The 26,829-nt window shown below is 58.5% G+C and carries 27 protein-coding genes and 1 tRNA gene; 15 read left to right on the forward strand and 13 right to left on the reverse strand.

All coding sequences use genetic code 11. From position 1 onward, the window contains the following. Positions 1 to 116 precede the first annotated feature (116 nt). Entirely contained in the window at positions 117 to 674 is a 558-nt protein-coding gene (locus J0X19_RS18750) for a hypothetical protein (RefSeq protein WP_206985954.1), read from the forward strand. A 26-nt stretch (positions 675 to 700) separates the two neighbouring features. Beyond that, a complete protein-coding gene (locus tag J0X19_RS18755; RefSeq protein WP_206985955.1) occupies positions 701 to 1,471 on the forward strand; it encodes a hypothetical protein in 771 nt (256 codons plus the stop codon). 62 nt (positions 1,472 to 1,533) lie between these two features. On the opposite strand, the gene J0X19_RS18760 is transcribed toward J0X19_RS18755, so the two are convergent. Continuing rightward, positions 1,534 to 2,208, reverse strand: a complete 675-nt coding sequence (locus J0X19_RS18760; protein ID WP_206985956.1) for a YceI family protein — start codon at positions 2,206 to 2,208, stop codon at positions 1,534 to 1,536. A gap of 51 nt (positions 2,209 to 2,259) precedes the next feature. After that, positions 2,260 to 2,706, reverse strand: coding sequence for a MarR family winged helix-turn-helix transcriptional regulator (locus J0X19_RS18765; RefSeq protein WP_206985957.1), 447 nt, complete (start codon positions 2,704 to 2,706; stop codon positions 2,260 to 2,262). Between the two features lie 173 nt (positions 2,707 to 2,879). On the opposite strand from J0X19_RS18765, the gene J0X19_RS18770 reads away from it, so the two are divergent. After that, on the forward strand, positions 2,880 to 3,455 hold the full coding sequence (locus J0X19_RS18770) for a DUF6799 domain-containing protein (RefSeq protein ID WP_206985958.1): 576 nt from the start codon (positions 2,880 to 2,882) through the stop codon (positions 3,453 to 3,455). Between the two features lie 18 nt (positions 3,456 to 3,473). Here J0X19_RS18770 and J0X19_RS18775 read toward each other — a convergent pair whose 3' ends face one another. From J0X19_RS18775 to J0X19_RS18795, 5 genes are all read right to left on the reverse strand, one after another. Then, the gene (locus tag J0X19_RS18775; RefSeq protein WP_206985959.1) at positions 3,474 to 4,484 is read right to left on the reverse strand and encodes a dipeptide epimerase; all 1,011 of its coding nucleotides are present in this window, start codon (positions 4,482 to 4,484) and stop codon (positions 3,474 to 3,476) included. Between the two features lie 26 nt (positions 4,485 to 4,510). Further along, positions 4,511 to 4,948: an ATP-binding protein gene (locus J0X19_RS18780; protein WP_206985997.1), complete on the reverse strand. Its 438-nt coding sequence runs from the start codon at positions 4,946 to 4,948 to the stop codon at positions 4,511 to 4,513. Between the two features lie 10 nt (positions 4,949 to 4,958). Next, on the reverse strand, positions 4,959 to 5,405 hold the full coding sequence (locus tag J0X19_RS18785; protein WP_206985960.1) for an AAA family ATPase: 447 nt from the start codon (positions 5,403 to 5,405) through the stop codon (positions 4,959 to 4,961). Further along, a complete protein-coding gene (locus J0X19_RS18790; RefSeq protein ID WP_206985961.1) occupies positions 5,402 to 6,298 on the reverse strand; it encodes a hypothetical protein in 897 nt (298 codons plus the stop codon). The genes J0X19_RS18785 and J0X19_RS18790 overlap by 4 nt, the downstream gene beginning before the upstream one ends. An 88-nt stretch (positions 6,299 to 6,386) precedes the next feature. Continuing rightward, the gene (locus J0X19_RS18795) at positions 6,387 to 7,823 is read right to left on the reverse strand and encodes a phage tail sheath family protein (RefSeq protein ID WP_206985962.1); all 1,437 of its coding nucleotides are present in this window, start codon (positions 7,821 to 7,823) and stop codon (positions 6,387 to 6,389) included. A 428-nt stretch (positions 7,824 to 8,251) separates the two neighbouring features. On the opposite strand from J0X19_RS18795, the gene J0X19_RS18800 reads away from it, so the two are divergent. Together J0X19_RS18800 and dinB are read left to right on the forward strand one after the other, a co-directional pair. Beyond that, entirely contained in the window at positions 8,252 to 9,673 is a 1,422-nt protein-coding gene (locus tag J0X19_RS18800) for a dicarboxylate/amino acid:cation symporter (protein ID WP_206985963.1), read from the forward strand. Positions 9,674 to 9,822: 149 nt separating this feature from the next. Next, positions 9,823 to 10,902 (forward strand): DNA polymerase IV, encoded by a 1,080-nt coding sequence (gene dinB / locus J0X19_RS18805; RefSeq protein WP_206985964.1) that lies wholly within the window; start codon positions 9,823 to 9,825, stop codon positions 10,900 to 10,902. Positions 10,903 to 11,020: 118 nt separating this feature from the next. Here the strand turns inward: dinB and J0X19_RS18810 are convergent, their stop codons facing one another. Continuing rightward, the gene (locus J0X19_RS18810; protein WP_206985965.1) at positions 11,021 to 11,665 is read right to left on the reverse strand and encodes a sce7726 family protein; all 645 of its coding nucleotides are present in this window, start codon (positions 11,663 to 11,665) and stop codon (positions 11,021 to 11,023) included. 136 nt (positions 11,666 to 11,801) lie between these two features. Between J0X19_RS18810 and J0X19_RS18815 the strand changes: the two genes are divergently transcribed. The 3 genes from J0X19_RS18815 (at position 11,802) to J0X19_RS18825 (ending at position 15,786) form a co-directional block, all read left to right on the forward strand. Further along, on the forward strand, positions 11,802 to 12,710 hold the full coding sequence (locus J0X19_RS18815; protein ID WP_206985966.1) for a T9SS type A sorting domain-containing protein: 909 nt from the start codon (positions 11,802 to 11,804) through the stop codon (positions 12,708 to 12,710). A gap of 96 nt (positions 12,711 to 12,806) precedes the next feature. Then, on the forward strand, positions 12,807 to 13,349 hold the full coding sequence (locus tag J0X19_RS18820) for a hypothetical protein (RefSeq protein WP_206985967.1): 543 nt from the start codon (positions 12,807 to 12,809) through the stop codon (positions 13,347 to 13,349). Between the two features lie 100 nt (positions 13,350 to 13,449). Then, on the forward strand, positions 13,450 to 15,786 hold the full coding sequence (locus tag J0X19_RS18825) for a GAF domain-containing protein (RefSeq protein WP_206985968.1): 2,337 nt from the start codon (positions 13,450 to 13,452) through the stop codon (positions 15,784 to 15,786). A 75-nt stretch (positions 15,787 to 15,861) separates the two neighbouring features. On the opposite strand, the gene J0X19_RS18830 is transcribed toward J0X19_RS18825, so the two are convergent. From J0X19_RS18830 to J0X19_RS18840, 3 genes are all read right to left on the reverse strand, one after another. Continuing rightward, entirely contained in the window at positions 15,862 to 16,545 is a 684-nt protein-coding gene (locus J0X19_RS18830) for a phosphatase PAP2 family protein (protein ID WP_206985969.1), read from the reverse strand. 248 nt (positions 16,546 to 16,793) lie between these two features. Beyond that, positions 16,794 to 16,875, reverse strand: a tRNA-Leu gene (locus J0X19_RS18835). A 136-nt stretch (positions 16,876 to 17,011) separates the two neighbouring features. Further along, the gene (locus J0X19_RS18840) at positions 17,012 to 17,725 is read right to left on the reverse strand and encodes a phosphatase PAP2 family protein (RefSeq protein ID WP_206985970.1); all 714 of its coding nucleotides are present in this window, start codon (positions 17,723 to 17,725) and stop codon (positions 17,012 to 17,014) included. Positions 17,726 to 17,835: 110 nt separating this feature from the next. Here J0X19_RS18840 and J0X19_RS18845 point away from each other — a divergent pair, with 110 nt between their 5' ends. After that, positions 17,836 to 18,483: a class I SAM-dependent methyltransferase gene (locus J0X19_RS18845; RefSeq protein ID WP_206985971.1), complete on the forward strand. Its 648-nt coding sequence runs from the start codon at positions 17,836 to 17,838 to the stop codon at positions 18,481 to 18,483. Between the two features lie 143 nt (positions 18,484 to 18,626). Further along, the gene (locus J0X19_RS18850) at positions 18,627 to 20,459 is read left to right on the forward strand and encodes a M61 family metallopeptidase (RefSeq protein WP_206985972.1); all 1,833 of its coding nucleotides are present in this window, start codon (positions 18,627 to 18,629) and stop codon (positions 20,457 to 20,459) included. A gap of 82 nt (positions 20,460 to 20,541) precedes the next feature. On the opposite strand, the gene J0X19_RS18855 is transcribed toward J0X19_RS18850, so the two are convergent. Continuing rightward, positions 20,542 to 21,273 (reverse strand): Bax inhibitor-1/YccA family protein, encoded by a 732-nt coding sequence (locus tag J0X19_RS18855; protein ID WP_242582977.1) that lies wholly within the window; start codon positions 21,271 to 21,273, stop codon positions 20,542 to 20,544. A 233-nt stretch (positions 21,274 to 21,506) separates the two neighbouring features. Between J0X19_RS18855 and J0X19_RS18860 the strand changes: the two genes are divergently transcribed. Together J0X19_RS18860 and J0X19_RS18865 are read left to right on the forward strand one after the other, a co-directional pair. Beyond that, positions 21,507 to 22,736: an MFS transporter gene (locus J0X19_RS18860; RefSeq protein ID WP_206985973.1), complete on the forward strand. Its 1,230-nt coding sequence runs from the start codon at positions 21,507 to 21,509 to the stop codon at positions 22,734 to 22,736. Positions 22,737 to 23,128: 392 nt separating this feature from the next. Beyond that, positions 23,129 to 23,809 carry a hypothetical protein gene (locus tag J0X19_RS18865; RefSeq protein ID WP_206985974.1) on the forward strand — a complete coding sequence of 227 codons (681 nt, stop codon included), beginning with the start codon at positions 23,129 to 23,131 and terminating at the stop codon, positions 23,807 to 23,809. A 20-nt stretch (positions 23,810 to 23,829) separates the two neighbouring features. On the opposite strand, the gene J0X19_RS18870 is transcribed toward J0X19_RS18865, so the two are convergent. Beyond that, complete coding sequence (locus J0X19_RS18870) at positions 23,830 to 24,480, reverse strand: hypothetical protein (protein ID WP_206985975.1); 651 nt, start codon at positions 24,478 to 24,480, stop codon at positions 23,830 to 23,832. A gap of 140 nt (positions 24,481 to 24,620) precedes the next feature. Between J0X19_RS18870 and J0X19_RS18875 the strand changes: the two genes are divergently transcribed. From J0X19_RS18875 to J0X19_RS18885, 3 genes are all read left to right on the forward strand, one after another. After that, positions 24,621 to 25,220 (forward strand): hypothetical protein, encoded by a 600-nt coding sequence (locus J0X19_RS18875; protein WP_206985976.1) that lies wholly within the window; start codon positions 24,621 to 24,623, stop codon positions 25,218 to 25,220. A 28-nt stretch (positions 25,221 to 25,248) separates the two neighbouring features. Further along, complete coding sequence (locus J0X19_RS18880; RefSeq protein WP_206985977.1) at positions 25,249 to 25,569, forward strand: antibiotic biosynthesis monooxygenase family protein; 321 nt, start codon at positions 25,249 to 25,251, stop codon at positions 25,567 to 25,569. Positions 25,570 to 25,666: 97 nt separating this feature from the next. Beyond that, positions 25,667 to 26,683: an MBL fold metallo-hydrolase gene (locus J0X19_RS18885; RefSeq protein WP_206985978.1), complete on the forward strand. Its 1,017-nt coding sequence runs from the start codon at positions 25,667 to 25,669 to the stop codon at positions 26,681 to 26,683. Positions 26,684 to 26,829 lie beyond the last annotated feature (146 nt).

Raw genomic sequence — 26,829 nt, forward strand, 5'->3', positions numbered from 1 at the left:
AAGGATGCATTGCTGTCTGCCTGGCATTCCAGTGGGTGGCATCTCAATTCCAACTACTCACCACCAACTACTTACTTAGCTTACTTTTAGCGCGCACTTGCTGTTCCTGCCTGCCCATGCCTGTTCCGTCCGCCGATTTCAAGAAGGCCCTCCAACGCCTCTCCGACAAAGAAAAGGAAACCCTGCTGCTCCGCGCCGCCCGCCGCGACGCCGAACTCTACGACACGCTACGCTTTGAGCTACTGTCCGATATAACCATCGAGTCGGTGTTCGAGGAAACCTCCGACCGGATTCACGAGCTGTTTGCAGTGGGTGCTACCGGCCGGCTGCTCAACCGTAGTCTCACCAAGGCTCTCCAGAAAGCTACCAAGGAAGTGGCCCGCGCCAAACGCGTTACCAAAGACAAGCGCCTGGAAATCGACCTGAACCTGTACATCCTGCGCCTGATTTTCGATAACTACACCGGCCAGTTCGACAGCGTATACGGTGGGTTCTACACGGCTACGGCCCGGCTGGCGGCGCGCACCACCCAACTGGTTATCAGCAACCTGCACGAGGATTTGTGGCTGGAATACAAAGAGGACCTCGACGATTTCCTGAGCCAGCTGCACGGGCGCAATAAAAGCCACAGCCTCAAGTTTATATTGCCCCGCGAGCTGGTATTGCCCGATTAATGATTTCTTGCGGAAAACTATCCTCTATGTTGCTCTTCCGCATTTCCGCTACCCTTATCCTGCTTGGCGGCTTGGCTGCTTGCTCCGAAAACTCCTCTCAGCGCACTACCTCTTCAGCAGCCGGAGCACCCCTTGATACGGCCGCCGTGCGGAAGGCAGCGCAGGAATATCGGGTGCATTATAACACGCCGGTGAGCCTAGATAGCACTGATTTTTACTATCAGCCCATTTCGGTGGTGCCGCTGGACCAAGCCAGCCGAAGCCGCTTCCTGTCCAGCAACGAGTACGGCGAGTATGAGGCAGATGACCGCAGCAGTATTGAAGGCACTTGCTACAATGTGCTGTTTTTCCAGAAGTCGACGTTGCAGGAGCACGCGCTGTTTGAGCACGGGCGCTTTGTAGTTACGGCAATTGATACCGACAGCAAGCCCGATGTCCGGTGGCCCTACTTGTTCTACACCGTCATCAAGGCCGATACCAATGCCGACAGCGAGCAAAATGAGAAAGACGCCAGCGCCCTATTCGTGTCCGATAGGAGCGGCCGGCAGCTGCGGCAGCTGACGCCCAACGGCACGCGCCTGGCCAACCGGATTATCCTATCTAAAACCAATATCCTGCTGGTGGAAGTGCAGCCCGATTCCAACGGAAACCGCGCTTTCACCCACGCTGATGGTACCTATTGGCTGCGTTTCGATTTAGCAAACCTAAGCGTTCCTCCTACCCGGCAGCCCACGCCAGCCTTATCCGGTGCTCTGCACCAGCAAATGCTGGAGCGGCAGAGCCGGAGCGCCCAGTAGATAACCAAATAAAAAAAGCCCCGCTGGCAATGCCAACGGGGCTTTTTTATAGTTAAGAACTACTACTTAACTGCAGCGCTGCTCTTGCCTTCGGCTTTAGCAATAACGTTGAAGCTCAGCGTGAAATCATCCATAATGGCTTTGTCGCCGATGCCTTCGAAGAACGATTTAGAGCCGTATTTGATGTCGAATTTGGTACGGTCGATGGTGGCGGTGCCGCTGGCCGAGGCCAGGTCGCCTTTTACGCCGGTTTTAGCGGGGAAGCTTACGGGCTTGGTGATGCCTTTGATGGTCAGGTCGCCGGTGATGGTGGCGTTGTTGCCGGCTGCATCGGCTTTCATGGGGGTTACTTTCGTGATTTTGAAAGTAGAAGTCGGGTTCTTCTCGATGCTGAAGAAGTCGTCGGAACGCAGGTGGCCCATCAGTTTGCCATTCATGCCGGCATCCTTGATGTCTTCCACTTTCAGCGTGTTCATGTCAACGGTGAACATGCCGCCCACAATCTGGTTGCCGCTTACCTGCAATGTGCCTTCTTTGAACTGCACGTTGCCGTTGTGCTGGCCGGTTACTTTTTTGCCTTCCCAACCCAGCGTGCTCAGCTGAGGCTGCAACTTGAAGGTTTTGGTGGCAGCTTTCGAGTTGCTGGTAGTGGCTTTGCTGGCAGCAGGAGTGCCGGCAATAACAGGCGAAACCAACAGTGATACGGCCAACAGGGCTGGGAGAATGAGCTTTTTCATGAGAAAGGCAAGAATGGAATGAGAGTAAAAAGAAGGGCCGACTGAAAACCGTCAGTCGCGGATTTTATCGAGAAGGTCGTTGAGCTGGCTGGCTTCGGCCTCGGTAAGATTGCGCAACTGAGGTTCTTGCGCAAATACTGTGTCTATTTCGCTTAGCAGGGTAAGGCCGGCTTCGGTGATGCGGATATCAACGGCGCGGCGGTTGCTGGGGCACACGGTGCGCGTAACCAGCTTCTTTAGCTCCAGCTTGTCTACAATGCGTGAGGCGTTGCTGGTTTTGTCCAGCATCCGCTCTATTAGCAGATTGACGGTAGCTGGCTTGGGGTGCTGGCCGCGCAGGATGCGGAGCACGTTGAATTGCGGACTGGTAATACCATACTCTTTGAGCTGCAAGGCGTTACGCTGGCTAATCCAACCGGCGGTATATAGAATATTGATCAGTCCCTTCTGAAACACATTGCTGAAAACAGGCTGCTTGATTTCGTCTTCGATTTTCATTGTAAGAAGGGTATTACCCCGGAAGGCGTTGCAAATATATGTACATACATTTAATGTCGCAACACAGTTCAAGAAAATATTTTTATACCCCGAATGTACTTACTCCGCAGCATAGCCATTTTCCGTTGCCCGCCGTATGTCCAGCCAGCCCTACATACTATTACCGGAATACTATGAAAAAGCTATTGTTTTTCCTTGCGCTCAGCTCGGTTTTGGGCAGTGCCAAGCAAGCAGCGGCCCAATCCAAAACCGCGCCACTTGTTGGCGCCATTGAAGCTAACTCATCGGATAGATTTCTGATGCAGAATGGTTCCGTGGTATTAGTGCAAGGTAGGCGCCCCACGCCACTCACCAAAAACGTAGTGCTGGCCAATGGCACCAAAATCAACTACAAAAGTGGGATTGTAGAATTTGTCACCGGCAAAAAAACCACGCTGCAAGAAGGCGACTACGTAAAAATGAATGGCGACATCGTATTTGCCACTCCAGCCAGTGCGGCGGCGGCCCGCGGCAACAATTCGGTACCCGCTACGGCGCAGTACGACCCGTATGTGCAGCAAACTGGCGCTGCTACCAGCACTACTGTTTCGGCCACGCCCATGGAGCAGCAACTTACCACCCTACTCACGCGCAAGATTGAGCTGCTTAACCAGAAAATCAGCCTCATGACGCCCAACCCCGCCAACCAAGCCGCCCTCGACAAGCTCAATCAGCAGATTCAGAGCCTCGATGCGCAGATTGGCCGGTAGCTGAGTAGTTACGAGGCGCTATTCAGGCAGCAGCAAGCCGTTTTCTTCACACACCAGCCCAAATGGCTCGTCGCGTATAATCAGCAGGCCATCTAGGTCGCAGATTTCAGCTAAGCCGCTGACCTGCAATGCTCCCCAAATACCTAACGATGTTTCCACCATGCAGCCAATCATGGTTTGCAGGCCGTGGGCGCGGGTTTCGCGCAGAATCCGGAGGCCGTTACGGTAGCCCCCGGCCTTCATAAGCTTCATATTCACGCCATGAAACTGACGGGCAATGTCACCAAAGTCGGCCGCATCCGTCACCGACTCATCTGCGAAAAGCGGCCAAGCCGAGCGGGAATGCAGGTAGCGGTAGTCAGTGGCTTGGGCGGCAGGTAGGGGCTGTTCCAGCATCCGAACGTGCAGGCCAGGCAAGGTGCTGGCACGCTCCACAAATTGCAGCAGCGTATCGGCGTCCTGCCAGGCTTCGTTGCCATCCACCAGCAGCGGCCGACCGGGTAACGCGCGAGTTAGCTCCCGCAGCAAATCGTATCCGCTTTCCTGGTTTACTTTCACTTTCAACGTCTGGAAGCGGGCCATGCCTTGTTCCTGCACGAAACCGGCTACGGCGCCGGGCTCCATGATGGGCAGCGTGAAAGCCGTAGGTACGGCCGCCGCAGGCTGGGGCGCGCCCAGCCACTGCCATACCGGCTGCCCAGCCCGCGCCGCCAACCATTGCACAAACGCCGCCTCGATGGCAAAGCGCAGCGCATGCGCCGGCGGGTAAGCCGCCAGAAACTCATGCAGTTCTGCTTCGGTGTGCACCTTTTCGAGGCCAGCTGCCAGCAATGCCGCAAATTCCGCTTGCAGGGCTTCGGGCGTTTCGTTGTAGCGCACGTTGGGGGCGGCCTCTCCCCTGCCTACAGGTCCGCCGCCCGCATCCTGCACCTGCACAACAAGGTTGGTTTTGGAGGTGGATGCGTTGCGGGATATTTTCCAGGTGAAGCGCAACGGCAGCACGTAGGGCGTGAGAGTCCAGATGGGCATGAGGCGGCAGAAAAGACGAAAATAGCCTATTGGCGCCCAACGCCACGCGCTGCTTGTCCTGCCTTGCCGGTTTCCTGTCGAATGCACTCCTCCAATTGTTTCAGCGTCAGTTGCTGAGCGCCAGCGGTGGCTAATGCAACGGTACAGCAACAAGCAACTTGCAGGATAGCGGCCCCGGTAAGCTCGTGGCGGGTTGCTACCTGCTGCCAGTTGATGTTGGGAGCCAAACTGAGCTGCCGGGAAAACGTTTTCTGCCAGATGGCTGCGCGTTCTTCAGCCCGAAGTGTGGGAAACTGGATGATGGTGCGGAGACGCCGTAAAAAAGCTTCGTCGAGGTTGTTGCGCCGCTCGGTAGCGAGTATCACGAGGCCACTGTACGCTTCGAGACGCTGCAAGAGGTAGCTGGTTTCTTGGTTGGCGTACTTGTCGTGGGCGTTGCGGATGCCAGTGCGCTTCCCGAACAGGGCATCGGCTTCATCGAATAAACAGAACCCAGTTCTTAGCCGCGGCCCGCTCGAAGAGACGCCCCAGGCTTTTCTCGGTTTCGCTGCTGTATTTGGCTATTGCCTGCGAGATGTCAACGCGCACCACGTCGTTGCCCAGATACTTACCCAGCACAGCAGCCGTTAGGGTTTTGCCGGTGCCAGCCGGCCCACAGAGCAAGACCTGGTAGCCGGCGGGTGAGGTGCCCAGACTGGTGGCAGCCGCATCAGGGGCAAGCTGGCGGGCCATTGCCTGCACCTGGCGCAGCGTATCGGGGTGCAGTACCAAATCGGCCCATTCTATATCCGTTGTGAGATGCTCGATGAGGAAAGCCGGCGGGTAGCTTGGGGCACTGAGTTGCGCCACCTCGTTGCGGAGGCGGTACACAGCGCTGGCCTGGCGGGCTTGGGTTAGCGCACGAAGTTTCTCAGTGCTCATACAAATGTGTTGGTAGCCGCGTGGTAGGTCTTTTGCAGCACTCCCGCCCCAACGCCTTCGGCAATTTTTTGCTTCAGGGACTTGATGCGCTCCGCATAGTTGGCAGCCCCAATAGTGAGCAGGTTGGCGTAGGCCCGGTCCCAGTTGCCGCCGGTGTTCAGGGCCGCGGCAATCCGGTCGAAGGTGGCGCGGCCCTGATGCAGAATGTCGCACACGGCGATGCACACCCGAGCCGGGGCCTGGTCGAGCCCAAGCCGCCGATGATAGCGCAGCAGATTGGCCTGGAAATGGGCAATGGCCAGTTCCACCTGGGTTTGCTGGTTGAGCGCGTCATGCTGGGCCCAATGTACCATGCGGGCGGCGCAGATGGTTTCCTGCGTTTCGATGTCCAGCAGCGTTGGGTTCAGGTATTCCATTAGCCCTTTGGTGGACGTGTCACTTTCCAGCGGCGTCAGGGTTTCATCGTTGCTTTGATACTGAATGCGGCCTTGCTTCAGCGTCAGCCGCGGGAAATATTCGGCGGCCAGCGGCAGTTGCAATAGCGCCCGCACGTAGCGCACAAAGTCGCCGTTGGGCACGTGGGCGGCGTACTGCATAAACCCGAACGTGAACCGGGCCCGGTCGTAGGTATTGAGGCAAAAGAACGAGCCCTTGCTTTCCACGTAGGCAGTGGGATAAATAAAATCCGCCCAGAACCCATACCGGGCCCGGTACGCGGCCGGCTGATACACCAGCCCGGCTTTCACATCGGTGTTGTAGAGCCCGAAATTGTCTTGATACCGGGTGCGGTACCCGATGGTGAAGCGCGCTTCCGGCGAATTCAGCCGCGTACCAAGGTAGGCCGTCCGGCCGTTGGGCAACACGTTGGAACTGATAGTGAAGGAGTAAGCCATAGGAAAGGATATTACTATACTGTTGAAAATCAATTCACTACAGCAGTAGCACAACATGATTGGGGGGCTACTGGCGGCAGCGGCAGTATCAGGCGCTGGCCATGCGGCACACCAAGCGCCGGACAATAAACTCGGCGGGGCGTACGGCGGCAAGGCCCATTTCCACTATCATCCGGCCTTCCTGAATATCGAGGGCAGTCATGGTTTTGCCCAGCCCCACGGCCACGTAAAAGGCGTGTTCCGGCTTGCTGCCAGCTAAAGCGCCCTGCCGCCAGAGCGTCAGCAAGAAGTTTTCAAGCATGCCCCGTACCCGCACCCAGGTGTTGGCATCGTTGGGTTCAAACCCGAATGGCTGGAGGGCTTTATTCACTGATTCTTCCACGAAAAGAAACAGCCGCTGCACGTTCACGTAGCGCCACTCGTTGTCGTTGCCGGCCAGGGTGCGGGCACCCCACACAAACGTACCTTTACCCACGAACTCCCGAATGGCATTCACCGATTTACCGGCCACTGGGTCCACGTTTAGCTGGTCCTGCTGGATGCTGGTTAGCGCGAGAGTTGGCTTCAGCACCGCCACCAAGCTCACATTGGCCGGCGCTTTCCAAACGCCCCGGCTGGCATCAACGGAAGCATACACTCCCGCTACGGCCGCGCTGGGTGGCAGCTTGCAGGGCAAGTCCCGGATGGCGGCTTTTGCCAGCTCATAGCGCTGCGGATTGGTGGTAGCCAGGTTACTTAGAGTGGTGGTAGTAGTCCGCTTGAAACCCTGAACGGCGCGCACCACAACGGCGGCTTCGTCTACAACATAGTGCAGCATGGTGACCAGGTTGGGTGCGTAGGCCGCCCCGTAGCGGAGGTTGCCGGAGCCTATGCCACTGCTGCGGAAGTGGCTGATGGCCGTCAGAATATCAGGGCCGGGTTCGTTCAGAGAAACCCCGTCGCTGTGCACATCCAGCAGCACGAAACGGTCTTGGCGCAGGGCGCATTGTGTTAAAGCCAGGTCTTGCAGGGTTTTAAAATCGGTGATGGAAGCCAGGGCCTGCGCTTCGGGGAATACCAGCAGCGTTGGCTCGTCGGCGGTACGCAGCACGGCCAGGCCGGCGGTCAGCTCGGCCAGAAGCGGCGGCGTCCCCAGCGGCTTATACAGCCCCACCGACACGATGTAGCAAGGCCCGCCCCCGTTGGCAAAAAACAGCTGCGTAGCATAGTACAAGATATGCCGGGAGCGGGCAGTTTCCGTCAAGGTGGCCACTACGCTCGTTGCAGGCTTGCCGGCGGCTTTCAGCGTTTCGGTGATGGTTACGGCAACGGCAGTTTCAGGCTGCGGCCCCCCAAAATACCGGCTGTACTCGGCCATTGAGGCAATACGGGTCGGCTTTAGGTGCAGGTCATCGGCCAACGCTTGGGTGGCCCGCTGGGTGTAGCCCACAAAAGCCGGCACAGCCGTTGACACCGGCGCAACCGCAGGCGGGAACAGCGGCACCTCTTCTACATAGACTCCCGGAAATTTAGCTGGTTCTGGCATGTTGGTGTGCTTGAAAAATCCCGCCTGCACTTCTTCCGCTTGAATGCGCTACGCCATGCAGCCCCGCATCTTTCTTCCTGATGATATTTTGGCTATCAATAGCTTACCTCGGCGCAGTGTCACAAATAAAGCAAAGCCCAGCTGGTTCCCCTATCACATAAGCATGTGGTAGCGCAAGCCGTTTTACAGCCGACGAACATCGAGTACTGTGGCTTCCTTCGGGTAGTAAGAGCGGAACTTACCGGCTGGCTGGTAGTGCCCGGCCGCGGGCTGCTGCACCACGCTCTGGCTGTTTGGTAGCGGGCCGGAGCAGCCCAGCCCGCGGAGGTTGGTGCGCCGGTTTCAGGAGTTGCGGGCCAGGTTGCCGCGGGCCGACCCCAAAAACCTATCTTTGTTATCTACACCCTCTCTCCTTTTTGCCGCCGCGTATGAAGTTTTCGCGACTCGTCCCTGTCGTATTGGTGCTGGCTTTGATAGCCGTGCTGCTGACCGTTCTCACTTCTTATCAAGTCGTTAGCCTCGACCCGATGGTGGCCCGGGCGGCCCGCTGGGGGTTCCTGGCGGCTTTCTTTGCCTATGGTATTCAGCGCCGCTCCCTCACCTTCTGGATTGTGGTGAGCATGTTTGTGGGCGCGGAAATCGGCAACGACTTCCCGGAATTTGCCGTGAACCTGAAAGTGCTCAGCGACATTTTCCTGAAGCTGGTGAAAACCATTATTGCGCCGCTGGTTTTCGCTACGCTGGTGGTGGGTATTGCCGGCCACGCCGACCTGAAACAGGTAGGCAAAATGGGCCTCAAGGCGCTGGTGTACTTCGAGGTTATCACCACGTTTGCCCTGTTTATCGGGCTGGCGGCCATCAACCTCACTAAAGCCGGCGTGGGCATCAGCCAGGCCGGTGTAGATGTGGAAACCGAAAAGCTGCAAGCCGTTAAGCAGTCGGCCTCCGATATTATTCTGCACATCTTCCCCGAAAACATTGCCAAATCGGTGGCCGAGGGGCAGGTATTGCAGGTGGTGGTGTTTGCCATCATCTTCGCCATCGGGCTGGCCATGGTGCACCAGCAAAAGCGCAAGCCGATGCTGGAACTGATTGAGAGTTTGTCGGAGGTGATGTTCAAATTCACCAACGTAGTGATGTTCTTCGCGCCCATTGGCGTGGGTGGGGCGCTGGCTTATACGGTAGGCAAAATGGGCTTTGAGCCGCTCAAAAACGCCTTTTACCTGCTCCTGACGCTGTACGTGGCGCTGCTGGCTTTCCTGCTGCTCATCTTGCTGCCCATGGCACTGATTGCCCGCATTCCGGTGAAGCGCTTTGTGCAGGCCATTGCCGAGCCGGTGAGCATTGCCTTTGCTACCACCTCCTCGGAAGCCGCTTTGCCGCGGGCTATGGAGGCTATGGAAAGCATTGGCGTACCGCGCCGGATTGTGGCTTTTGTGATGCCCACGGGCTACTCGTTCAACCTGGATGGCACTACGCTGTACCTGTCGTTGGCGGCGGTGTTCGTGGCGCAGGCCGCCGGCATCGACTTGTCGTTTGGGCAGCAGCTGGTGATGGTATTTACCTTGATGCTGACCTCGAAAGGCGTGGCGGGCGTCCCGCGGGCGTCGTTGGTGATTCTGCTGGCCACGGTGGCCTCGTTCAACCTGCCAGCGTGGCCGGTGTTCATCATCCTCGGCATTGATGCGCTGATGGACATGGCCCGCACGGCCGTTAACGTTATCGGCAACTGCCTGGCTACGGCCGTGGTAGCCCGCTGGGAAGGCGAGTTCGTAGACAACTACGTAGCCCCCGACCCAGTGGAAGGCCTGGCCGAAGCCGACAGCACCCTGGCCCAGCACACGCACTAGGTAATTGATGATGTGTTGATGTGCTGATGGGTTATTGTTGCTTGTTGGAAGATGTTCTTTGGTTAGGTGGTCGAACAACCTATTGGCAATTCAACCTTTAGCAATCAATACTTCGTCAATCAACCATCAGCATATCGATAATACACCCCGTGGAGCAGGAGGTACAGCGCAAGATTATTCACCTGGACATGGATGCTTTCTATGCCTCGGTGGAACAGCGCGACCAACCGGCGCTGCGGGGGCGGCCGGTGGCGGTGGGTGGCTCCCGCCAGCGGGGCGTGGTGGCGGCGGCCAGCTACGAGGCCCGGCAGTTTGGGGTGCGCTCGGCCATGGCCTCGTCGGTGGCGGTGCGCAAGTGCCCCGAGCTGGTGTTTGTGAAGCCGCGCTTCGAGGTGTACAAGGAGGTGTCGCGGCAGATTCGGGATATTTTTCTGGAGTACACGCCGCTCATTGAGCCGCTGTCGTTGGATGAGGCCTACTTGGATGTCACGCATAACTTGAAGCACATAGCCTCGGCTACGCAGCTGGCGCAGGAAATCCGGGCCCGCATTCATGAGGAAACCCGCCTAACCGCTTCAGCGGGCATTTCCTACAATAAGTTTCTGGCCAAGCTGGCATCCGATTACCGCAAACCCAACGGCCAATTCGTGATTAAGCCGCACGAGGGCCTGGCTTTCGTGGAGACACTTTCCGTAGGTCAGTTCCACGGCATCGGGCCCGCCACGGCCGGGCGACTCAACCAACTGGGCATCTTTACGGGCCTGGATTTGCGGCAGCAAACGGAGGCGTTTCTGCGGCAACATTTCGGCAAAGCGGGCTCGCACTACTACCAGATTGCCCGCGCCCAAGACCACCGCCCGGTAGTGGCCGACCGGGTGCGCAAATCCATCGGCTCGGAAACCACTTTCGAGCACGACCTTCTTACCCACGCCGAGCTGCTGGCGGGCCTGGAACCCGTGCTGGCATCGGTGTGGGCGGCCAGCCAGCGCACCGGCGCCACCGGCCGCACCGTTACGCTGAAAGTGAAATACGCCGACTTCCGGCAGATTACGCGCAGCCGCACCTTTCTGGCCCCTATCCGCACGCCCGAACTGCTGGCGCAAGTCAGCCACGAGTTGCTGGCCGCTTTGCTGCCGCTGCCGCTGGGGGTGCGCTTGCTGGGCGTTTCGCTGTCTACGCTGGAAGTGGAAGCTGAAATGCCAGGTCAGCAGCTGGCCCTGAAGTTTTGAGCTGCAGCTGTGCAATACACTTACCTGTTGCCTTAGCCTTTTCGGTAAGCCGGCGGCAAGTCGTTCGTCAGTCTGGCACGGCAAACAAGGGCAGTGCTGATTGCAGTATTTCTGCTTTCTAGGCTCCCTTTACCTTGCTGGTGGCCCGCCGCTTTTTGGATTTCTTTTTCGGCTTGCGGTGTTTGGGGCGTTTGCCGAACAGTTCGCGCACCGCCTTGCGCTCGGCCCGCATTTCCAGGCGTTGCGGCAACCGCGCCGTTAGCCGCTCGCGCACGTATTGCGCCACCGCCGAAAGCGGAATGGAATGCGTGGTGCGTAGCAGATTGAGCACGTCGCGGCGGCGGAGCATGCTGATGCCGGTCAGGCCGCGGGCCAGCAGAAACTGCCGAACCTCTTCCAGCAGCAGCAAATCGGCCACTATGGCGCGCTCCACGGTGGCGTTGTAGAGCGCCGGCCGGTACGCCCGCAGCCCTTCCGCCGAGGCCACCAACACGCCCACCCATTCGGGCAGCAAGAGCAGCAGTTTGGGTAGGTGCTTTTCCGTTACCACAAAAGTCACGAAATCGTAGGCCCCAGCGTAGCAGCCCAACTGCCGGCTCACCCGTTGCAGCGTGTCGCCGTCGCCTTTCACCTCGTAGCCGTGCATAAACTGCTCGGTGATGTGCACCACGTCCACGCGGGTGCTACCGGTAGGCAGTTCGTTGATGTACACGCCCCCAACAAGCAATGGGTAAAGCAGGGCGCGGATTTCCGGGTCGTTCATGGGATGTGCAAGATACCAAGGGTGCAAGCATCTTCGGAAACAAGCAGCTGGCACAATTTTTCCAAGTAACCAGTTAAACCCGCACCCGTGGCTGGTATCTATAGCACCTGAAACGGCCATCTAATTTCTTTGCCCTATGAAATCAACCTTCACTAACACCTTGGCGGCGGCGCTCCTACTGCTAGCTACGGCCACCGCTACTTTGGCACAGAAACCGCACGAGGCACACCAGAAAACCGGCCACCTCGCCCGCACCGAAGTAAAGGCCTACGTTGAGCAGAACGTGCTGCCCGTGGTGCGGCAGCAGCGCCAGAAGCTGGAAACCCAACTCGCTAGCACCGACAAAGCCCAGTTGGCTACCTACCGCACGCAGTTGAAAGACGTACGCCAGCGCAGCCAGGCCCTGCGGCAAAGCTTCCGCACCAGCCAATCCGCTGCCTCTGCTAGCTCTGAACCCGCCAGTCCGCGCGCCAGCCTCACCGAAGAGCAGCGCCAGCAGCTTCGGCAGTTGCACACTGAAACCCGGGCTATTATGCAGAACGTGACGCAACTAGCCCAGAAGTACGCCACCAACATCAGCCAGCTCACCCAGGAAGTGCAGCCTCAGAAAGAGAAGTGGGCCTCCGATATCCAAGCCATTGCTGCAAAAAACGCCACGCCCGAGCAGCAACAGAATTCAAGCCGTTTGCCGGGACGAATGCAGCGCCACCATGGCACCGGTCGTTTTTTTCGGCCCGCTGCGTTTCTCTTGCTAGACCCTGGCACTCCAACTGCTGCTGAGCCAGCCTTGCGCGGTACCAGCCTCTACCCCAACCCCGTAGTAGCCACCAGCCAACTAGAGTACTCCGTAACCAAGGCTGGCCCCGTTACCGTGGAACTGCTCGATGGCCGCGGCAACATTTTGCGGACCCTGGCACAGGAACCCAAGCAGGAAAAAGGTACCCACGTGCTGCCCGTTACCCTCGGCGACTTGGCGGCGGGTACCTATTACTACAAAATCACTACCCGTACCGGCTCGGAAACCAAGCGGTTCGTGAAAGAATAACCAGCCGCCTTCCGGCGTTAAAAAGCCAGCTCTATTCCGGAGCTGGCTTTTTTCGTATGGGTGGGTCTGCTGGAATCCGCTCTATCTTTGTGCTCTATGCTTCGCAACCCGCTTACCTGGCTTCTACTTTTTGTTGTTTCCACCGCTTTGGCCGGCTGCTGCGGCTCGGTGGAATGTGCCTGCAACGACCGACTGGACGATGCCTTGGTGTTTCGTTTCAACGTGGATGCCGTGAATGATCCAACCCGAAGCTTCCCCCTGGCGGACCTTGACACAGTATTCCTGCGGCGGGTACCTATTGATACCGCGCAGCGGCCCCGCGCCGACACGGTGGCCCTAACGGGGCGGGCCGGCTACGTTACCACCTTCACTATCAACAACAACACCCCGTTCATTCAAAGCAGCTCCCGCAAGCTCGACCAGTACGACTATACCATTTACTTAGGCAACCGGCGGCGGCCCACCCAACGCTTTGAAATTGATACGGTTAGAATAGTGGACGACTTCGTGGGCAGCAAGTGCTGCACCTGCAACCGCAACCTGGACAAGTTTATCCGACTCGACGGCCGGGCCTACAACCTAACCGACCCTTCGGGGGAAGATAAGCCGGTGGAAGTGGTGCTCAACCGCAAACCGTAACACGCTCCTACGTCCGCCGGGCGGGCCAGATACGTATACAGAGCGTACTCCGCTGATGAGTGGCAATGATTTGGCTACCTTCGGTGTTGTTGCCTCTGTTATGCTACCCGAACCCACACTTACCCGCACCACTCTCTCGGCGTTTCCCTTCAAGACCACGCTCAGCTTCGAGCCGCTGATTGCCTATTGGCAGGCGCACGAAGACGACTCCAACCCGGGCCTAGCCATGTTGGCCCGGGCCATTGGCGAGAGGGTAGCCGAGCAGCCTTGGGCCCGCGGCCCCATCACCGACATGTCGTTGCTGGAGTGCAACTGCGACTTGGTGGAAACGCTGATGCTGGCTATGTTCCCGCCGGCTTCTTTCAAAACCGATATCAGTGGGGCTATTGCGCCGTTTCAGCGCTTCAGCTTCTACCACACCCCTTCTTTTGCTGATGTGCTGCTGACGGCCAATAAAACCATCAAGCAGCCCCTCAACATCGACCTCAAAACGCTGGAAATCTACACGACCCGAATGGCGTACCAGCTCATTCTGGACAAAGTGTACGGCGTACAGATGCCGCACAGCGGCGCCATTACGTTTACGGTGCCCGACTACAGCATCGGCCTGTACCGGCACTACGGCGTTGATTTCAATTCCACTTTTCTGGATGTGCGCGTGGTGGGCGGCCCCCGGCCCGAACTTACTTCCGAGCAGATTGAGTTGCTCACCCGCAACCCGCACCGCCTCAGCTTGTGGCAGGAATTGCTGCCTCCCGAACAATTCGAACTGGAAGGCTTCAATATCCTGCACCTTGTGGACGTCACCGACCAGGAAATTTTGTCGGAGCTGAAGTACGACCTGCTGGAGCGCGACGTGCTGCAAGCCTCCGACCGGCTAGAACAGATTCAGGAGAAGCTGCGGGTGCTGTTTGGCCGGCCGTTTTTGCAGCTTGGCATTGCGGCCTACGACGAAAAGAAGCAGGCTTTCGTGGATTTCGGCCGTAAAATCAACCACAGCTTCCTCACCAAGCAGCTCCACAGCCAGGACGCCGGCTCGGGTTTCCGCCAGATTTACAGTCAGTTGTGGCAGGACCGCCAGCCGCTGGTGCTCGAAAACGTGGAAACCGCCGACATTCCCGAAGATTTGCGCCAACAAATCCTTAGCTTGGGCATCCGCTCGGCCATCTTGGCCCTGCTGCCCTACGGCGACGACACGGTGGGCTTGCTGGAACTCGGCTCGCCAAACGTGGGCGACCTGGACGAGTTTGACGTGGAAACGGTGGCGCAGTTTGTGCCGCTGTTTGCGGTGGCCGTAAAGCGCAACGCCGAGGAAATTCATACACGCGTGCAGGCCATCATCAAAGAGAAATTCACGGCCATCCACCCCACTATGGAGTGGCGCTTCACCAACGCTGCCCAAAACCTGTTGCAAAAGGTGGAGGACGGCAACCGCAATGCCGAAATGGAGGACATCGTGTTCCACGACGTATTCCCGCTGCACGGTTCCTCCGACATTCGGGGCAGCAGCACGGCCCGCAACGAAGCCATTCAGGGCGACTTGATTGAGCATTTATCGTTGGCCAACCGGGTGCTGAAGAAGGCCGCTGAGTTTCAGGCCTTGCCTATTCTTGACGAGCTGAAATTCTACGTCAACAAGAACCTGCGCCGCTTGCGCCAGGGCATTGTGTCGGGTGATGAGGTGAGCATTTTCGAGTCGCTACGCACAGAAGTGGAACCGTTGTTCGAGTACCTGGGACAGAACACGCCAGCTCTACGGCCCATCATCAGCCAATACTGGTCGAACATCGACCCCGAATTAGGCATTGTGTACAAACGCCGTAAGGCCTTCGAGGAAAGCACTACCCTGCTCAACGACGCGGTGAGCGACTACCTCGATGAAGAAGAAGACAAGGCCCAGCTGATGTTTCCGCACTACTTCCAGCGGTTTAAAACCGATGGCGTGGAGTACAACATCTACGTGGGCGCGTCGCTGGTGGAGAACAAGCCGTTCGATATGGTGTTCCTGAAAAACCTGCGCCTGTGGCAGCTGCTGGTGATGATAGAAATTACGCGCCGCACCGCCGCCCTCAAGCCGCAGCTGCCCGTACCGCTCGACACCACGCAGCTCATCCTGATTCATAGCCAGAGTTTGAGCATCCGGTTCCGGCAGGATGAGCGCCAGTTCGACGTGGACGGCGCTTACAACATCCGCTACGAAATCATCAAGAAGCGCATTGATAAAGCCACCGTGCAAGGCACCGGTGAGCGGCTCACCCAGCCCGGCCACATTGCCCTCGTGTACGCCCAGCAGCGCGAAGCCGACGAGTACCTGGAGTACCTCGATTACCTCCAGGACCGGGGCCTGCTGGAACCAGAAATTGAGGAGCTGGAATTAGAGGAATTGCAAGGCGTAAAAGGCCTGTTAGCCCTCCGGGTGAAGGTGAAGGTGAATTAAAAATTATGAATTAAAAATTATGAATTAGCCGTTCAATAAGCCAGTTAGGGCCATTAAACGGCTAATTCATAATTTTTAATTTTTAATTCTCAATCGACTCTCCCGCCACCACAACCGCAGCGCGGTGCGCAGCAGAATCAGCCACAGCAAACCAGCGGCAAAGCCCGCTACTACGTCGGTGGGGTAATGCACGTGCAGGTACACGCGCGTGAACCCAATAAGCACTGCCCAGGCTACCAGCAGTATCGCCCAGGCCGGATGCCGGCCGTGCCGCCACAGCAACCAGGCCAGGCAACCGTAGAGCGCCACTCCTATCATGGCGTGGCCGCTGGGGAAGCTCAGCCCCGCTTGGTACAGCAGCGCCGACGAAGGCCGCACCCGGTGGTAATGCGTTTTAAGCAACTGGTTGAACAGCGCCGCGCCAGCTACGGCCAGAAACACTTCCAGCGCCTCCCGCTTCCGGCCCAGCCAGCGTAATATGCCCGGCCCCAGAATAGCTGCTCCCACCAGAAAAGGCGCCGACCCGAAAAACGTAATACCACTAGCTACCAAGTCCAGCCACAGCCGCCCCGCCCGTAAGTCCTCCATTTGCCGGAAGCCCCAATCGTCGAACTGCGCGGAGTGAGCCACAAATACCACCCGTGTGAGGTAGAAAAATAGCAGCAACGACGCTATAAACGTGCCGCCTACTACCAGCACTTCCAACGTCAGGAAGCTAAGCAACGTCAGCAAACGGTCGGTAACGGATTTTCTTGACATGGGCGACGCAGGTTTTTCGCTGATCATGCAAAGGGAGCCGGTTCTACTTTAGAACGGTTTTGGATGTAGGGGCGGGGCTGGCCCCCGCCCGTCGTCGAACGGACTCGGTGAAACGACACCGACGTAGGGGCTCATGCAATCTGTACACCGACCCTGAAACCGCTCCAGGTAAGAAGCAGCAGCGCTGGCCTTCTTGCCGAAAGCAAGAATAAACAAAAAAGCCGGTCCAGAAATGGACCGGCTTTCAGTGCGCTCGGAGAGACTCGAACTCTCACACCTTGCGGAACTGCCGCCTGAAGACAGCGCGTCTACCAATTTCGCCACAAGCGCAGACTAGGTAACCAAACCACAAATTCCCTTTCGGAGTGCCATTTGGTTCTGCAAAGATAAGCGCATTTTTCAGCCATAGGCAAGTAGTAGCGCAAAAAATCCAGTAAATTTTCTTCAGCAAATCTTTATTTACAAGCTATTCAGGCTGTTTTTCAGCTGATTGCGCCTCGTTTTCGAACGGTTTTCTCCAGCGTTTTTCCAGTTGCTTGAGTACCGGAATAGCCACTATCAGCCAAACCAGCCCGGCCGTGAAGCCGGCCAGCACATCGGTGGCGTAGTGCACGCGCAAGTACACGCGCGTAATGCCGATGAGCACAATGAGCAGCACCAGCCCGGCAATCAGCAGCCAGCGCCACAGCGGCCGGCGCACGTAGGTGTAGCACAGGTAAATGAGCAGGCCGTAGAACGAGCTGGAAATCATGGCGTGGCCGCTGGGAAAGCTCAGGCCCGAAGCCGAAACCAGCGGCAGCAACGGCCGCGGGCGGTGGTAGAACTGCTTGAGCGCCAGATTGAGCGTGATACTACCCAAGGCCACTACCGGTACCAGCAAGGAGTTCCAGCGGTGCTGCCGTATCAGCAGAAACCAATTGATTAACAGGCAGCCAGCTACGGTAATGAAGTTACGCGAGGCAAGGAAGGTAATGGCTTCCACCCAGTGCTGACGTGGCCCCAGCAAGTTGCGCGCCCAGCGGAACGCCGCCGCATCAAACGTGGCGGCATCCTGGTCGAACACCTCCCGCCCCAATGCCAGAAACCCAACCACGCCCGCCACGCCCAGCAGCAGCGTAACCGCGAATTCGGTGAAGAACAGCGTAAATGTGGCCAGTAGCCGCCGCAGATGCGTGGTCATAAGCAGTGGAAACAACGTAAAGATAAACCGAGCCGGTTGGGTAGATGGAGTAAATAACGGCTCCGGCAAGGTAGCTGTTGCTTGCCTTGCCGCCGACCTGCCACCCAGTTATGCGTCTTTCCCTTCCTGATTCCGGCTTCGACCGGGTAGCTGCTTTCTATGACCCACTGAGCCGGCTGGTGTACGGCCGGGCGTTGGTGTGCGCCCAGCACCACGCCCTGGAAGCCGGCTTGCCGCCCGGCGCACCCCACCTGCTGGTTATTGGTGGGGGCACGGGCCAGGTGCTGCTGGAAGTGCTGCGCCAGCGGCCCAAGGCGTCGGTGCTGTATCTGGAAGCCTCCCCGCAGATGCTCGGTAAAGCTAGGGCCTTGCTTGCAGGCCGGTTGCCGGCGGCTGTGCTGCAAGTGGAATTTCGGTTGGGCACCGAGGCCAGCTTAACCAGCCACGACGCTTTCGACGCCCTCATCACCTTCTTTTTCCTGGATTTGTTTGAGCCCCGACGCCTGCAACAGATTATGGCCCGACTGCACGCAAGCCGCAAACCCGGTGCGCCGTGGCTGCTGGCCGATTTCGCGCCGGCCCAAACGTGGTGGCAACGGTGGCTGCTGGCGGCCATGTACAGCTTTTTCCGGCTGACGACGGGCATTAGCGGCCGAACACTTCCACCATTTCGGGAGGAACTGGCCCGGCTGGGGTTACGAGCAGGCCCGGCCCGGTATTTTTTCGGTGGGATGATAGAGGCATCGGTGTGGCGGTAGGGCCGTAGCGCGGAACAGAAGTCCCAGGGTTTTTGCGCGATACCACAGCGCCTTCTGAAGCGTAGCTGCACTTCCAACCCTTGAAATCGGCAACGTAGGCTACCTTTAGCGCGTCCTTGGTTTTCACACCTCCCTGCTCCCGAATGATTCGTACTACTGCTACCCTATTGCTGCTGGCGTTGCCGCTGGCTTTCACGCGCCCCGCAGCGGCTCAGGAAACACCCATTGCCTACACGGTGGCTTTTCCCAATGCCGTTCACCACGAAGCCCGCATTCAAGTGACGTTTGCGCAGCTGCCGGCCGGGCCGTTGCAGGTGCGCATGTCCCGTTCGTCGCCGGGCCGCTACGCGCTGCACGAGTTTGCCAAGAACGTGTACGACGTGCAGGCTACCGACTCGAAAGGCAACGCCCTGAGCGTTAACAAGCCCGACCCCTACGGCTGGGACGTAACCGGGCACGATGGCACGGTAGTTTTCACCTACACTTTGTTTGGCGACCGGACCGATGGCACCTACGCCGGCATTGATAAGCGCCACGCTCACCTCAACATGCCCGCTACGCTGGCTTTTGCGCGGGGCCTGGAGCAGCGCCCAGCCGAAGTAAAGTTCGAGTTGCCGGCCGGTTGGCAGGTGGCCTCACAACTGCGGCCCGATGCCACCAAAGGCACCTGGTATGCACCCAACATGCAGTACCTCATGGACTCCCCTACTTCGCTGGGGCCGCAGCAAACCCGTAGCTGGCAGGAACAGGACCGCACCATTGAAATGCAAGTGCTGCACGATGGCACCGAGGCTGAGCTGGATAGCTACGTCGGCCTGACCAAGAAAGTGGTGAAGGAAGCCGCCGCCGTATTCGGGGAGCTGCCGGAGTATGACTTCGGGCGTTACACATTCATTGCCAACTACCTGCCCCAAACCAGCGGCGACGGAATGGAGCACCGCAACTCCACTTCCCTTACCAGCAGCCGCCCGCTGCGCGGCCCCGCCGCCCTCGACAACCTGGGCACCGTGTCGCACGAGTTTTTCCACAGCTGGAACGTGGAGCGCATCCGCCCGCAGGACCTGGAGCCGTTTGATTTCGAGCGGGCCAACATGAGCAGCAACCTCTGGTTTGCCGAAGGCTTCACGCAGTACTACGGCGAGCTGCTGCTGCGCCGCGCCGGCGTGTACACCGATGCCGAGTACTGCACCGAAGCCCTAAGCGGCATCGTGGACGCCATGCTCACCATGCCGGGGCCTAAGCGCTATTCGCCGGTGTATATGAGCCAGCAGGCGCCCTTCGTGGATGCCGCTGCCGCCATCGACCCCAACAACCGCTCGAACACCTACCTGAGCTACTATTACATTGGCGCGGGCAACGCTTTAGCGCTGGATTTGCAACTGCGCCAGAACTACAAAACCGACCTCGATACCTACATGCGGGCCGTGTGGCAGCAGCACGGCAAAACCCAGCGCAACTACGCGCCCGCGCAGCCCTATACCCTCCGGGACCTGCAACGTGTGCTGGGCGAAGTAGCCAAGGACACCGCCTTTGCCGGGCAATTCTTCCGCCAGCACATTATGGGCCACGAGCTGCACAAGTACGATGCCCTGCTGGCGCCTGCCGGCCTGCTGGTGCGGCCCGCCCGCCCTGGCCAATCCACTCTGGCCGCCCGCCTGCAATACAACCCCGACAGCACCGCCACGCTCGGCACCACCCTGCTGGGCAGTCCGCTCTACGTGGCCGGCCTCGACCGGGAAGATGTGCTGCTGAAAGTGGAAGGCCAAAAGCCCATCAGCGCCAAGGAAATGCAGAAGCGCCTTGCCGCCCATAAGCCCGGCGACGTAGTGCCCATCGAGTACCGCACCCGCAACGGAGTACGCACCGCTCAGGTCACGCTTCAGCAAGACAACACGCTGGAAGTGGTGCCCATGCCCAACGCCACCCGCAAGCAGCTGGCCTTCCGCAAGGCTTGGCTGGCCGGCAAGGCCAAGTAAACCACACCTGTTAGCAATTCCACAAAAAAGCCTCTCCGTACGTACGGAGAGGCTTTTTTGTGGAATTCATAGCTGATTTATTCTACCGGCGACGTCCGAAGAAGCGCAGCAGAAACAGGAACAGATTCACGAAATCGAGGTACAACGTGAGGGCACCCAGCACGGCGGCTTTGCGGTCCATGTCTTGGTCTTCGTGGCCGAGGAAGGCCAGCACTTTCACCTTTTGCGTGTCGTAGGCAGTGAGGGCGGTGAAGAGCAGTACGCCAATGAAGCTGGTAATCCAGTAGAGCATGGAGTTGGCCCAGAACAGGTTCACTACCGACGCAATAACAAGCCCTATCAGCCCCATAAACAGCAAGTTACCCCAGCGCGACAAGTCGGTGCGGGTGAGGTACCCGTAGAGGCTCATGACACCGAAAGTGCCCGCCGTTATGAAAAACGTGGACGATATGGATTCGGTAGTATACACCATGAAAATAACGCCCAGCGTCAGGCCATTCAGCAGCGAATAGCCCACAAAAGCCGCCGTGGTAGTGCCCGCCGACCAGTCGAAGGCCTTGCGCGACAGGAAGCCAACTACCACCAGCTGAGCTAGCAGTAAGCCCATAAATACGAAGCGGTTGCCGAATATCATTTCCTGTAGCGTGGAGGAAGCACCAACCACCAAGGCTACTGCGCCGCTCATAGCCAAAGCAGCGGCCATCCAGCCGTATACCTGGGTCATGAAGCGGCCCATAATTTGTGAAGCCTCCTCTGGCGACAATACCACTTGCGGCTGCTGCTGAGGGTAATTTTCAGAATCGAACTCTTCCATTGTGTAGTAAAATAAGTAGAGGTGTGAGGTAAAGACGGGGGAAATTAGTGGTTTGCCATATACCAACCTAGAGCGGTTGGCAAGGCACCGGCGTAGAGGCGGGGCTGGCCCCCGCCTCTACGCCGGTGCCTTGCCAACGAGTCCGTTCGACGACGGGCGGGGGCCAGTTCCGCCCCTACTTCTAAAACCGCTTTAACGGCGCTGGTTCACTGAATTACGGGTACTTTTGCCGTATGCCTGTCCTCCCCTCTACGCGTCAGCTGTGGTTGCTGTATGCCATTATCCTGCTCGATGTAATTGCGGGGGCTGCTATTGGGCCGGTGATGCCGGAATTTGTGCGGGAGCTGCCTGAGCCGCAGTTGTGGCTATCTATTGGGACGGGGGTGTTTCTGGGGGTGCAGTTGTTTTCGGCGCCGCTGCTGGGCCGGCTCAGCGACGGGTACGGCCGCCGCCCGATTCTGATTGTATCGGCGGTGGGCACGCTGCTGGCCAACCTGCTGCTACTGCCGGTACGGGCCGGGCTCTACTTCGTAAACCGGGCTTCCGATGGCCTTACCAACGGCATGTACGCCACCGTGCGCTCGGCCATTACCGATATTTCGCCGCCCGAACGCCTGTTTAAGAACCTGGGCGTGGAAGGGGCTATTATCTCACTGGGCTTTGTGCTGGGGCCAATGGCGGCCGGCGTGTTGCTCACTACGCTGCATGTACCCCCCACCCAACAAGCCGCCTACGTGGTAGGGTTGGCCGTGGTATTGGCCACCCTGAACATCGGGTTGAGCTTGTGGCTGCCCGAAACCCACCAGCAGCGCAACGGCGTGCGAGGCGCCGAGTTGCGCACCGAGCTAGCCTTGGCCGTGAATCCGCTCACGCTCTGGGCGCGGCTGCACGCCAAGGACGCCGCCAACCCCGGCATCCGGCGAATTGTGCTCACGCAGGTAGCCCTCACGCTTAGCACCGGCTATTATTTCTATTTCGTGCCGTTTATGAGTTTGGGTGAGCTGCGCATGGATGCCCGGTCTATTTCCTACTTCTTCATGTTTTTTGGGGTGCTGAGTATCGGCCTCAACTACGTGTTCTACACCTACTTCGCCGACCGAATCAACCAGCGCCGGGCCATTGTGTGGCTGGCGGCGCTGGGCACGCCGGTACTAGCTGGCTACGGCTTTGTGGGGGCGTCGCGCACGGCGCTGTTCGGGCTGGTGTTCCTCGACTGCCTCACGCTTTCCTTGATTCAGGGCTTGCTGGAGGGGCTGCTGGCTCGCCGCACCACCGAGGCTGACCGAGGCGAGATTTTCGGGCTGAATCAGGCGTTTCAAGGACTGGCCAGCTTCACGAGCACCTTGGTTTTCGGGGCGCTGTCGGTGCTGGATTTGCGGCTGCCGTGGGTGTGGTTTACGCTGTGCCTGGCCGCCGTGGCGTGGCTGGCCCGCAACCGGGAAACAGCGGAGCAAGCGCCGTAGATACGTAACCCTTTACCGGCGTCCGCGCCATTTATATCCGTCGCGCAGTAGGGTGCGGGGCTGGCCCCCGCCCACCGTTGCTGCGGACACCACGCCGAGGTCGTGCAACCACGGGCGGGGCCGGCCCCGCACCCTACCCCGTTTTCTTCGGGAGGGTAACCAACCTCAGCAGCGCCGGGCCGCGAACCACGGCTCGGCATAGCCAAGGGTTACGCCTCTGCATTGGTAGCTAGGCTACTACCGCTTCATATACATCACAATTCAGATTAGGAAGCCCGTAGAGTCTACTGAGTGAGTACGGCTATTTTTTTATGGCTAAAGCTGTAATGCTTACGACTGGCTGACGATACATGACGGAAAACCTATCAGCGCTTTTCCAGCCCGTACCCATCATGGCTATCTTCGATAACATTGCCAAAGCCGCCAAAGACTTTTTTGTAGAGGAAGATGACGCTGCTACCAAGCCAGCAGTTACACCACCCGCTCAACTTGCCAGCGCTTCAAGCAGTCAGCCCCTACCCTCTTTCAGCGCCGGCGCTCAGCCCGAGCAGCGCCACCTCGACCACATTGCCGGCCTGCTAACCGGTGACGGCAAAGACTTTGCGGCCTACATGAAGATGGTAAAGAGCATGGCCGCCGCGGGCATGAGCGGGCCGCTGCTCTATCAAACGGCCTTCAACGCCTTTGCCGCCATCAACGGCGCAACGGTGCTGGGCCTGCTGGCGTCGGCGGCCACGTTTGAAACGGCGCTGCAATCAGACCGCAACAAGGTGCTGGAGCGCCACCGCGAAAAAATTGGTGAAACCAAGGGCAGCAATATTGCCCCGAGCGTGCTGCTGAACCTAACCGGGCAGGAGCAAAAACTAGCTCTGGAAATTGCCGACCTCACGAGGCAGCTCCAGGAAAAACAGCAGCAGCTCACCGAAACGCAGCAACAGCTCACGGAGGAACGCCAGAAAACGCAGTCGGCGCTGGCTAGCTACGAAGCCGCCAATGCCAGTGCCCTCTCCGAGCTACAAACCCACCGCAAAGCCGCCGAAACGTTTCTGGCGGGCAGCGGGGCAGTTAAATAGTCCGGGTAGTTTGCAGTGCGTTAGGCAGTATACCAGCGCAAAAAAGTCCAGCCGATTATACTTACGGCTCCCAAACCCAGGATACGCCAGCCGTGCGCCTGGTCGGCGGCGGAGAAGGCCCGAACTTGCCGGCCATCAAATAACTGCTTTTTGTGCGAAGCCAGGTGCCAGCCAATAAACAAGCCGATCAGCCCGCCTAGCAGCGCAAAAGCGTAGCCAGCCAGAATCCAGGCTTTCTGACTTTCCTCGGGGCGGGCTAATTCGGCAGCCCGATGCTGACGCAACAGCCGCACAGCGTCCGGCGACACGTCGCGGCCTCGTTTGCGCAGGAGCTGCTGGGCCAGCGTCACGTCGAAATTGCTCCATTCGTCGGGTTTGGCCAGGAGGTCAAACAGTTCTTCATCGGAGAAGTTAAACAGGTAGTGGTCGGGGGCCACAGAGGCGGTTAGCTGCTCACTCACGGCTGTTTCCAACGCCCGGGCCGTATCAAAATCCTGTTGCCGCAGCTTCACTACAAATTGCGTTCTGGTTGAATTGTAGGCGAACGTGACGTCAAAGGCGTGTTGATCGAAACTGGTTTCAAACGGAATTTCCTGCTGGCGCAGCAGGGTAAGCAGCGGCTGAGCTGCTTCAGGGGTCAGAAACACTTGGTACTGGATAAAGTCAGGCATAGATAGAGGTAATAATCTTGCGCTAGATACTGATTTTCGAGGCAGTGGCCTTATCTTTTCGGAATCCTGGCACCCCTGATGCCACCTTTTTCGTTGTGCTAGTGTCTGTTGCTGTATCTGCTGCTTTGCTGTTTTGCCCTATGCTTCGTCTTTCTGTTTTTTTCGTGAGTATGGTGCTGGCTGGTACTGCCGCCGCCCAAACGGTACTGCCTGCTGCTGGCTTGTCGGCCTCGTCGCCTACGCTGCCGGGAGTACTGGGGCCGCGGCAGAGCTTCCGGGTGAATGCCGGCTTCATGACGATGGGCCGCTTCGGGTCGGCGTCGTATGTTAGCCCCGAAGCCGCGTACAAGCTCAGCAACCGCCTCACGGTATTTACGGGCCTTACCTACATGCGCCTCACGCCTGGCCTGGGGACCCGCACCGCCGTAGCCGACGGCGCCCCGCGCGCGTTCAGCGGCACCAACCAATACCTCATACAGGTGGGCGCGCAATACGCCGTGTCGCCGCGGCTGGCCATTACGGGTACAGCCTGGAAAGATTTGTCGCGCGCCGTGCCGGGCGGGCCTGTCGTGAATCCGTACGCGGGTTTTGGGGGCAGCATGGGCTCGGGGATGAGCTTGCGGGCTGATTACCTGATTACTGAAAACCTGTCGGTATCGGGTGGTATCCGGGTGAGCAACGGGCAGTCGGGCGCGTATCCGGGGTATGCGCCGGGTTTGATGAACGGCGGCATCTGGTAAGCAGTGGCGTACTTGCCGGTACTAGCCGATGATTGCCCAAACTCCTCAACCGCCTTACTACGCGGTTATTTTCACGTCCATCCGCACCGCTGTGGACAACGGCTACGGCCAAACCGCCGACCGGATGGTGGAATTAGCCGCGCAACAGCCTGGGTTTCTGGTGGTGGAAAGTGCCCGCAACGAAATTGGCATCACTGTATCGTATTGGGTCAGCCTGGAAGCTATTCAGCACTGGCGCCAACACGCCGAGCACACGCTGGCCAGGGAGCAGGGCCGCCGCGAGTGGTATTATGCTTTCAAAACCCGCATCTGCAAAGTGGAGCGAGACTACCTTTTTGAAAATCAATAAGATACCCTCTTATTGCTCCTACTATCATGCAGAGCCTCGGAAACCTTCCGGGGCTTTGTTGTTTCTTTAGCACTCTTTCTTCTTCTCTCCTTACTGCATGGCCGCCCGCCCCACTTTCGTCCGCAACGAAGCCCTGAAAACCATCCGCCCCAACTATCCGGGCAACAAGATGATTGGCCGAGAATTCTGCAACGGCGAGGAGCTATACGAGCCCACGTTTGGCACGGTGTTGCGCTGGCAAACCAGCAAGAACCCGCAGAAAGAGGAAAAGAAAGCCGATACCTGGGTGCCCAACGTGGTGGACTGCACGGCGTTTCTGAAAAGCCAGGAAGACGGATTGGTGTGGCTGGGGCACGCCAGCTTTCTGCTACGCGTTGGCGGCGTGCTGCTGCTCACCGACCCGCTGCTGTTTTCATCCATCGGGTTGCGCCGCCGCCACGCCCTGCCCTGCCGCCCCGAAGACCTCACGGGCATAGCCTACCTGCTGCTCAGCCACGGCCACCGCGACCATCTGGACGCGGAATCCATCAAGCTGCTGGCCCGCCAGAACCCCAACATGCAGGTGCTGACCTCGTTGCGCATGACGCCGCTGCTGCGCGGCATGGCCCCCACGCTAAAGGTGCAGGAAGCCGGCTGGTGGCAGCAGTACAACCTCGGCGACAACGCCCCGTTCGAACTGTTTTACCTGCCCGCTTCGCACTGGCACCGCCGCGGCCTGTTCGATTTAAACCAGGTGCTTTGGGGCAGCTTCCTACTTCGGACGCCCGATTTCCGCACCATTTATTTTGCTGCCGATACGTCGATGGCCGGGCATTTCGAGGAGATTGAGCAGCAGTTTGGGCCGCTGGATATTGTACTGATGCCCATTGGGGCCTACAAACCGGCTTACATGATGCAGCTCAGCCACGTAAACCCTCACGAAGCCGCCAAAGCCGCTAACCTGCTGCGGGCCGGCCACGTGGTGCCCATGCACTACGGCACCTTCGATTTGAGCGACGAGCCGGCTTCGGAACCCCTGCGCGAAATCCAGATGGTGGCCAACGGCAACATGCTGCGCGGGGAGCTGCACGTGCCCGCCGTGGGTGAGGTGCTGCGCTGGCAGGACTGGGAATAAGGCGGCCGGCCTGTAAGCAGGAGCTGCCGTTTCGTAGTGCCCGGCAACAGATATTTTGCTGATTTACGCCGCAGTATATCACCAACCAACCCTGCCCTATCTGCTACGTAGGTGGCTCGGGGCGCTTCGTCATTCGCTGCAAACCG

It is taken from the genome of Hymenobacter telluris, assembly GCF_017313265.1.
GTDB classification, from domain to species: domain Bacteria; phylum Bacteroidota; class Bacteroidia; order Cytophagales; family Hymenobacteraceae; genus Hymenobacter; species Hymenobacter telluris.